We start from the raw sequence: 8,097 nt of genomic DNA on the forward strand, positions 1-8,097 counted from the left end.
TCGAGGCAAGGGTCGTGGTCGCATCGGTCGAGACCTACCTGAAGTATGCAGAGGCTATCGGACTGACCGCAAAGGCTGCATAAGCACGTTCCGCTGAAGCAGATTGCTCCTGCTAAAGCATCCTTCCCGGTAAGTATGGCCGGGCAGCATGATTTACCAGGAACATTTTTTTACAGGGAATGAGCCGGGCTCGAAGCGGTCCGGAAAACCTGATTGGTTGTGCGCTTTATTGACTCGTAAACCATAGAGTAGAAAATATCCCCCCGTTGATGAATAATTATCCTGATACCGTTATGACGCCGCCTACGCCAGAGGCCGCGAAAATTGCGGAAATTCAGTTCGCTTATGAGTGCGCTGAGGAGATCAATGATTCCTGCCGCAACCTTTTCGAAGCCATCCGGAATTCACTCGACCAGCTGAAAGAGAAGCGGACGGCTGCCAATGAGAGCCTTTGCGATGTGCTGGCCAAAAAGGGTTCGCTGAGGAAAAAAGATTATGAAAGAATGATGGACGAGATCCATGCAATTCTTGACGAAAAGGAACAGGATGCCCGCGATGAGCTCTCGTCATTTCTCCGCGACCAGAGGGAGTTTGCCTTGATGCTCAAAGACCTCATCCTCAATGCGATTGATTTTTCATCCCCTGATCTCGCCCGCAGAAGCAGGCAGCTGAGGGAAGAGCTTGCAGCGATTGCATCGGGACAGGAAGAGAGGAAGGCGGCTGTGGTGAAACGGCTGACTGATTTTCAGTCGGCACACTCCAAAATTGTTGCCCATCTGGAATCTCTTCTGCATAAAAGGGAAGGAATAGGGGCTAAAGACATAAAGGACGTAAAGCATCTTGTCGATCGTGAATGGGGAATCAAATCAAATTAAGAAGGGAGGATTCTAACAATGGCATCAAAACAGGACATGAATACTATGCGAGAAGAAGCAATGAATTCGTTCAGGCGTCGTGACAAGGCCAACAGGGACCTTGTTAAAGAGGTCAACGCCATGATTCACCGTTTCCGCGAGGAGCACCGTGAGATGGCTGCGCGGCTGGCGTCGAACGCCGAACGCCTGCATGCATCCCTTTCAGTGGACGAGCAGGACCGGATGAAAGACTACAGTGCGATGATGGGCAACATCCAGAATGAACTGCATGCAGTCAGGGATACCGTCAGCTCATACCGCACGGAGGCTGCCTCCATGATGCAGGGCTTTGCCGGCGATCGCTCGGCGATGAGCACGGAGCTGCATGCCATGCTCGATGATGCCACAGCATCGCGCATGGACAGTGAGCAGATTCGTCTCGGGGAGTTCGGCGAGATGATGGCCGGCATCAGGGAGTATAACAAAAGCCTGCAGATGGAGGTGGTGGACATCTTCGCTTCAACCAATGCCATGCTCGAGCGCTTTGCCGGTGAGCACGAGCAGATGGCCGAGGAACTGAAGAACGGTCTGGAGAAGACGAGGCATGAGGGCTCCGAGTACACCAAAGAGCTGCTTGCCGGAATCCGGAAGCGGATGCTTGAAATCAGCAATGAGAACCTTGAGGCCGCCGAAGCGGTGCGGAAGGGGCTGGCCGGCAGCGAAGCTGTCAGGATGGATGAGTACAACAGCCTGTTCAGCAGGATTTCTTCCGAAGTCGAGACGCTGAGGCAGTCGACATCTGCCATGCTGAAGCGATTCTCTGAAGAAAGGGCTGCGGATTCGGCAGGATGGCCTGAGCTTGAGGTTGTTGCAGTCTCCCCTCAGGAAGAGGTGGATGCGGCTGTAGAGGAATTCCAGGATGCAGCTCCTCAGCAGGAACCAGCAGGGGTCGTGAACGAGGAGCCGGAAGCGGAGCCTGAGGCAGAAGCCGCATCGGTAACCGGTGACAGCCTTGAAGAGAGGGTCCTGGCTTACATCAACTCCAGTACGGAAGGCGTACGGGTGTCAGACATGGAAAAGCCCCTTGGTGAAACGAGGATGAAGATCGGCGTTGCCGCCCGGAACCTCCTCGATGAGGGGAAGGTGTCAAAGGTCGAGAACTTCTACCATCCGCTTGGCCACTGACTTGTCGAAACTCCACCGGGCCGGCTGGCCGTTAAGCCGCTGCCGGCCCGTAACCCGGAACAAACCCTAACCAGCTGATTATGCGTGCTGCAGTGAATGACAATGAAATGAATACGGTACTGGCACCACGGCCGATGGCGAATTTCGTGGAAACCGAGTACATCCGGGACATCACCGAGCGTGGACTTACCTACCTGAAGGCCGGCTTCCCTGTCCATTTCCGGGGCCCCTCGGGTACCGGAAAGACAACGGTCGCCATGCACCTTGCCGGCAAGATCGGACGACCCGTCGTGGTCATCCACGGAGACTCCGAATACAAGACCTCCGACCTCATCGGAAGCGAGCAGGGATACAAGTTCAGGCGCCTGAATGACAACTTCATCCATTCAGTCCATAAGTATGAAGAGGATATGAGCAAGCAGTGGGTGAACAACCGCCTTTCGATTGCCATCAAGAAGGGCTTCACCCTGGTCTACGATGAATTCACCCGTTCGCGTCCCGAGGCCAACAACATCCTTCTGCCGATTCTGCAGGAGAAGATGCTGAGCACATCAGCCTCGAATGAAGAGGACTACTACATGAAGGTCCACCCTGAGTTCAGGGCGATATTTACCTCGAACCCCGAGGAATATGCCGGCGTCAACAGGACACAGGATGCTCTGCGCGACCGGATGGTGACCATGGACCTGGATTATTTCGATTATGAGACCGAGCTGCGGGTGACGCATGCTAAGTCGGAACTGACGCTCGAGGATTCAGAGAAAATCGTGCAGGTCGTAAGGGGACTTCGCGAATCCGGCAAAACCGAGTTTGACCCGACCGTCCGCGGTTCGATCATGATAGCAAGGACGCTGCATATCATGCAGGTCAGGCCCGAAAAAACGAACGATGCCGTCAGGAAGGTGTTCCAGGACATCCTGACATCGGAAACCAGCAGGGTGGGATCGAAGACCAACCAGGAAAAGGTCCGCGCCATCGTCAACGACCTGATCGAAGCATATCTGTAACAGCGCAGCGCACACTATCAATCACGGGGGAAAAGCCATGGCAGAAAGGAACAGCATGCTCAAGGGCATCAACGACATCAAGACCGTCCACACCATCAAAAAGGCGGCTGCCCAGCAGAAGGGGAGCAACGACTTTCTTCGCCTGTACATGCTTGAAATGGAGCGGACCCGTCTCATCAGCGAAAAGAACAAGCTGATTCAGCGTCTTGAGGTCATCGACGGACGGCTCAGTGCCATCCGGGAGGTCTATGCCGAAAGTCTCGAGGGGTTCGAGGCATTCCGCTCCTATAATGGAAACCGCTATGTGGATGATGTCACGGTTCCGGGATTCAAGACCATGCCCTTCGATTACTAAATACCAACATCTCAATCAACAATGCCTGAACTCAAACATGCGGTCAATGCTACCGGTCTCGCCGATATCCTCGAAAGGGTTCTCGACAAAGGCATTGTCATAGCGGGAGACATCAAGATACAGATCGCCGATATCGATCTGTTGACCATCAAGATCCGGCTGATGGTCGCCTCGGTCGATAAGGCCATCGAAATGGGCATCAACTGGTGGCAGGAAGATCCATACCTGTCAACCGGTGCAAAAACATCCGAACAGACACGGCTTCTGGGCGAAATAAACCAGCGGATCGAAAAGCTGGAATCAATCAACAGATAAGTCAAAACAGGGGTGAGGATGGATAGGGATAGGGAGAGGGAAAAAAGGGAAAACGAAGAGTCTGATTTCGACCTGTCGGGACTTGGTGCTCTCGGTCAGGGCCTTGGCGGGTTGTTCAAGGGGATAGAGCGGCTGGTTGATCTTGCCTCCAAACTTGAATCTTCAGGCGGTACCTCAGGCAGCGGGGAAGTGAACCTTGAGCATCTCAGGAAGGGCATGAAGGGTGTGTATGGATTCACCATCAAATCGGCCGGCGGTGGCGGCGGTTCACCGAAAGTCGAGACGTTCGGCAACATCCGCAAAAGCGCGGAAGGACCCAAAGTTGATGAAGAGCGGGAACCCATCACCGACCTGTTCGATGAAGAGGATCGTATTGTGGTGATTGTGGAGATGCCGGGCTTGGAGGCTGAAGACATCATCCTCGACCTGAATGGTGACATCCTCTCCATCACTACGAAGGGGAGCGGAAAACGGTACAGGAAAGAACTGCTGCTGCCGATGGCGGTTGCAGGCCAGGAGCCGCAACGGAAGTATACGAACGGGATACTCGAGATCACCATAAGCAAATGACCTCCATGCCGTTGAGTGGTCTGGACCGTAAAACACTGGAAATGGTGATTTTCGGGGGCAAGGGGGGCGTCGGCAAGACCAGCTGTGCGCTTGCAGCCGCCCTGTGGCTGTCGGAGCGCTACCGGACCATCGTCATTTCAACCGATCCCGCCCATTCGCTCGGCGACAGCCTTGGCCAGCCGGTCGGCCCGATACCCGTTGAAGTTGCCGGGGCTCCGGGGCTGGCCGCTCTCGAAGTTTCAGCAGATCAGGCGTTCCGGAAGTTCAAGAAGGATCATGAAGCCGAGCTCGTGAAGCTGTTTGAGACCTCTTCGGAACTTGATGCTGAAGACATCCGGGAGATGATGAGCCTGTCGATACCCGGCATTGATGAAATGATGAGCCTGAAGGCCGTCATCGACCTGGTCTCGGAGGGTGCGTATGAGCGGTATGTCGTCGATACTGCTCCAACCGGTCACGCCCTCCGCCTCATCAGCTCTCCTGAACTGCTTGACGGATGGGTCAGGATGGCTTCGAAAATGAGGTGGAAGTACCGCTATATGGTGGAGTCTTTTTCCGGCGGCTATACCGCTGACGAGGCGGACAACATGCTGCTGGACCTGAAAAGGACGGTCAAGCGGATTGAAGCCCTCCTCTCCAGTTCCGCCCGGTGCGAGTTTATTCCCGTCTGCATACCCGAAGACATGGCCGTCAGGGAGACGGCCAGGCTCCTCAGCGAACTTGCCGAACACCGGATATCGGCACGCCAGCTCGTCATGAACAATGTCATGGAGCCGGATGGCTCCGAATTCTGCCGCAGGCGAAGGCAGTCCCAGGATAGGTATCTGGCCCTTACCGGCGAGCTGTTTCCGGGAATCCCGGTGACCGTGGTGCCGCAGTTCCCCGAGGAAATCAGGGGTCTCGATGGCCTGAAGAAACTGAAGAACGCCCTTTTTACCTAACATTCGCAATGATTGCTGAAAGATGAGCCAGATCGAACGGATCTTCAAAGTCAAGGAATCTCTGCTCAAGGACGTCGGACGCGCCATAGCGCGAATCGACCCGAAAGATATGGCTGAGGCCGGAATCGGCGTCGGAGACATCGTGCTTGCTGAAGGAAAGCGTGCCACGCCGGTAAAGGTGCTGCCCTGCTACCCCGAGGACAGGGGCAAGGGCATCATCCAGATCGACGGGATTACGCGGGAGAACGCCCAGACGGGCATCGATGAAAAGGTCAAGGTTACGGCGATTGCTTCGAAGAAGGCGGCAAAGGTCGTGCTCAAGCCGGTCGACGGCGGTGCGTCCTCGATACGCGGAGATGATGCGAAGTACATCGGCTCCCTTATCAGCGGCCTTCCCGTCATGAAGGGTGACAGGGTGAAGGCCACGCTTTTCGGCTCCCGCTCAGTCCATTATACAGTGAACGCCACCGCGCCCGCCGGCGTTGTTTTGATCCATCCCGATACCTCGATAGCACTGGAGCTCCCCAAAAAGAGCGAAGGCGGCGTGAACCTCGTAACCTATGAAGACATAGGCGGGCTCGGCACCCAGGTACAGCGGATCAGGGAAATGATAGAGCTTCCGCTCAAGTACCCGGAAATCTTCGACCGCCTTGGCGTTGAGCCGCCGAAGGGGGTGTTCCTTTACGGCCCCCCCGGCACCGGCAAGACCCTTATTGTCAGGGCTGTGGCAAGGGAAACCGATGCGTATTTCATCAATATTTCCGGCCCGGAAATAATGGGGAAATTCTACGGGGAAAGCGAAGCCAGGATCCGCAACATCTTTGCCGAGGCCGAGGCCCATGCCCCGTCGATCATCTTCATCGACGAGATCGACGCCATTGCGCCCCGCCGTGAGGACATGGGGGGCGAGAAGCAGGTCGAAAAGCGTGTCGTCGCCCAGCTCCTTTCCCTGATGGATGGCCTCAAGTCCCGCGGCAAGGTCATCGTCATCGGCGCTACCAACATTCCCAATGCAATCGATCCGGCACTTCGCCGCCCGGGTCGTTTTGATCGTGAAATCAGCGTGTCCGTCCCGGACCGCAACGGCCGGCTGGAAATCATCCATATCCATACACGGGGAATCCCCCTCAGCGACGATGTCGATCTTGGGCGGATTGCCGACATCACGCACGGATTCGTCGGTGCAGACCTTGAAGCCCTTGCCCGTGAAGCCGCCATGACGGCCTTGCGCCGGATACTGCCGAAAATCGATTTCGAGCTTTCCGAAATTCCCTATGAGCTCTTGACGCAGCTTGAGGTGACGATGGAGAACTTCCTTGATGCGATGAAAGAGGTCGAGCCGTCGGCAATCAGGGAGTTTTTCGTCGAAGTTCCCAATGTCCGCTGGGAGGATGTCGGCGGCCATGAAGAGGTCAAGCAGGCGCTGAGGGAAGCTGTCGAGTGGCCGGTCAGGTATCGGGAACTGTTCCGCAAGACCGGTACAACCCCTCCGAAAGGTGTCATCCTGTACGGCAAGCCGGGGACGGGCAAGACATGGCTTGCCAAGGCCCTTGCGACCGAGAGCGGGGTCAACTTCATTTCCGTCAAAGGGCCCGAGATCATCAGCCGTTTCATCGGGGAATCTGAAAAGGCGGTCCGGGAGCTGTTCCGGCTGGCAAAGCAGTCAGCCCCGACCATAATCTTTCTTGACGAGATCGACAGCCTCGCTCCGGCCAGGGGGGCGGGGGGATCGGAATCGAGCGTCACCCAGCGTGTCATCAGCCAGTTTTTGACTGAAATGGATGGCATCGAAGAGCTGAAAGGAGTATTCGTGCTCGCGGCAACCAACCGTATCGACCTGCTTGACCCGGCCCTGATCCGCCCGGGGCGTTTCGATCTTCTCTACGAGGTGCCGCCGCCTGATGTCCTGGCGCGTGTGAGGATTTTCGAGATCCATACGAAATCGATGACCCTGGATGATGACGTCAGCATCAGTGCGCTTGCCGAAAGTACGGAGGGTATGAGCGGGGCCGACATAGAGTTCATCTGCCGAAAGGCCAGTATGGGGGCCATCAGCGCCTGCATCGCCCTGGAGGCCGGGGGCATCGATCCCCTGCATGTGGAGCTGAGGGTCAGGGACAGTCATTTCCAGGAGGCTGTGCGGCTCTTGTCCTCCCGTTACAGGGACAATGGAGAATAACGATAACCTTCAACCGAACGTATGAATCAGAGCATATACATCTACGGCATCGTAAACGAACCCGCTTTGGCGGCATCATTGGCCGAAACAGACCCTGACATCTATGCCGTTGCCTCGATGGGCTGTTCGGCCATCGTCGAAAACCGGCCTGCCATCGATCTTGGTGAACTTGACCGTGAGTCACTCGCCCGGATGCTGCTTCAGCACCAGCAGACCCTCGAGCGGCTTATGGAAAGAGGCATGCAGATTATTCCGCTCAAACTCGGAACGTTCGTTTCCTCAGCAGCAGATGCGGCGTGCATCATTGAAGACGGCTACAACCTGATCGAGCGCATATTCCGGGAAACGGAAGATGCGCATGAACTCGAAGTGGTCGTGAAATGGAGCAGTTTTGCCGATCTCCTGCAGGAGGTGGTTTCAGAGGGCGACGTGCAGGAACTCAAACGCGAGGTCGAGGCCCGTCAATCCTCCTCCACTGAAGATGCCATCGCTGTCGGCAGGTTGATCAAGGAAAAGATCGATCGGCGCAATGCAGCCCTCAGTGCCTCGGTACTCAGGCAGCTCGGTGAGCGGGCATCACAATCGAAGCGGCACGAAACAATGGACGACGAAATGGTCATGATGAATCTTCTTGGCAACGCGTTGAAGTTCACTCCGAAGGGTGGTCGGGTGAAGGTCAGTATCTCGGGGG

The 8,097-nt window shown here is 55.9% G+C and carries 9 protein-coding genes; all 9 read left to right on the forward strand.

The window, feature by feature from the left end:
• The first annotated feature begins 269 nt into the window (after positions 1-269).
• Complete coding sequence (locus tag EKD02_RS08830; protein WP_126341354.1) at positions 270-875, forward strand: hypothetical protein; 606 nt, start codon at positions 270-272, stop codon at positions 873-875.
• Positions 876-911: 36 nt separating this feature from the next.
• The gene (locus EKD02_RS08835) at positions 912-2,039 is read left to right on the forward strand and encodes a hypothetical protein (RefSeq protein WP_148102970.1); all 1,128 of its coding nucleotides are present in this window, start codon (positions 912-914) and stop codon (positions 2,037-2,039) included.
• Positions 2,040-2,119: 80 nt separating this feature from the next.
• Positions 2,120-3,046, forward strand: a complete 927-nt coding sequence (gene gvpN / locus EKD02_RS08840) for a gas vesicle protein GvpN (RefSeq protein WP_041463776.1) — start codon at positions 2,120-2,122, stop codon at positions 3,044-3,046.
• 37 nt (positions 3,047-3,083) lie between these two features.
• Entirely contained in the window at positions 3,084-3,401 is a 318-nt protein-coding gene (locus EKD02_RS08845) for a hypothetical protein (RefSeq protein WP_126341356.1), read from the forward strand.
• A gap of 21 nt (positions 3,402-3,422) precedes the next feature.
• The gene (locus EKD02_RS08850) at positions 3,423-3,716 is read left to right on the forward strand and encodes a gas vesicle protein (protein WP_011357446.1); all 294 of its coding nucleotides are present in this window, start codon (positions 3,423-3,425) and stop codon (positions 3,714-3,716) included.
• Between the two features lie 18 nt (positions 3,717-3,734).
• Entirely contained in the window at positions 3,735-4,286 is a 552-nt protein-coding gene (locus EKD02_RS08855) for an Hsp20/alpha crystallin family protein (RefSeq protein WP_126341357.1), read from the forward strand.
• Positions 4,283-5,227, forward strand: coding sequence for an ArsA family ATPase (locus EKD02_RS08860; RefSeq protein ID WP_011357448.1), 945 nt, complete (start codon positions 4,283-4,285; stop codon positions 5,225-5,227). The genes EKD02_RS08855 and EKD02_RS08860 overlap by 4 nt, the downstream gene beginning before the upstream one ends.
• Before the next feature lie 22 nt (positions 5,228-5,249).
• A complete protein-coding gene (locus tag EKD02_RS08865) occupies positions 5,250-7,406 on the forward strand; it encodes a CDC48 family AAA ATPase (RefSeq protein ID WP_126341358.1) in 2,157 nt (718 codons plus the stop codon).
• Between the two features lie 21 nt (positions 7,407-7,427).
• Positions 7,428-8,097 (forward strand): GvpL/GvpF family gas vesicle protein (locus EKD02_RS08870; protein ID WP_185805731.1); only part of this gene is annotated, 670 nt, incomplete at its 3' end.

The organism is Chlorobium phaeovibrioides (assembly GCF_003968655.1).
In the GTDB taxonomy this organism is placed as follows: domain Bacteria; phylum Bacteroidota; class Chlorobiia; order Chlorobiales; family Chlorobiaceae; genus Chlorobium; species Chlorobium phaeovibrioides.

Excerpts from the sequence above, each read along its gene's own strand:
- EKD02_RS08830 (WP_126341354.1), top strand. The coding sequence starts at position 270 with ATGAATAATTATCCTGATACCGTTATGACGCCGCCTACGCCAGAGGCC.
- gvpN (WP_041463776.1), top strand. The coding sequence starts at position 2,120 with ATGCGTGCTGCAGTGAATGACAATGAAATGAATACGGTACTGGCACCA.
- EKD02_RS08835 (WP_148102970.1), top strand. The coding sequence starts at position 912 with ATGAATACTATGCGAGAAGAAGCAATGAATTCGTTCAGGCGTCGTGAC.
- EKD02_RS08855 (WP_126341357.1), top strand. The coding sequence starts at position 3,735 with ATGGATAGGGATAGGGAGAGGGAAAAAAGGGAAAACGAAGAGTCTGAT.
- EKD02_RS08845 (WP_126341356.1), top strand. The coding sequence starts at position 3,084 with ATGGCAGAAAGGAACAGCATGCTCAAGGGCATCAACGACATCAAGACC.
- EKD02_RS08860 (WP_011357448.1), top strand. The coding sequence starts at position 4,283 with ATGACCTCCATGCCGTTGAGTGGTCTGGACCGTAAAACACTGGAAATG.
- EKD02_RS08865 (WP_126341358.1), top strand. The coding sequence starts at position 5,250 with ATGAGCCAGATCGAACGGATCTTCAAAGTCAAGGAATCTCTGCTCAAG.
- EKD02_RS08850 (WP_011357446.1), top strand. The coding sequence starts at position 3,423 with ATGCCTGAACTCAAACATGCGGTCAATGCTACCGGTCTCGCCGATATC.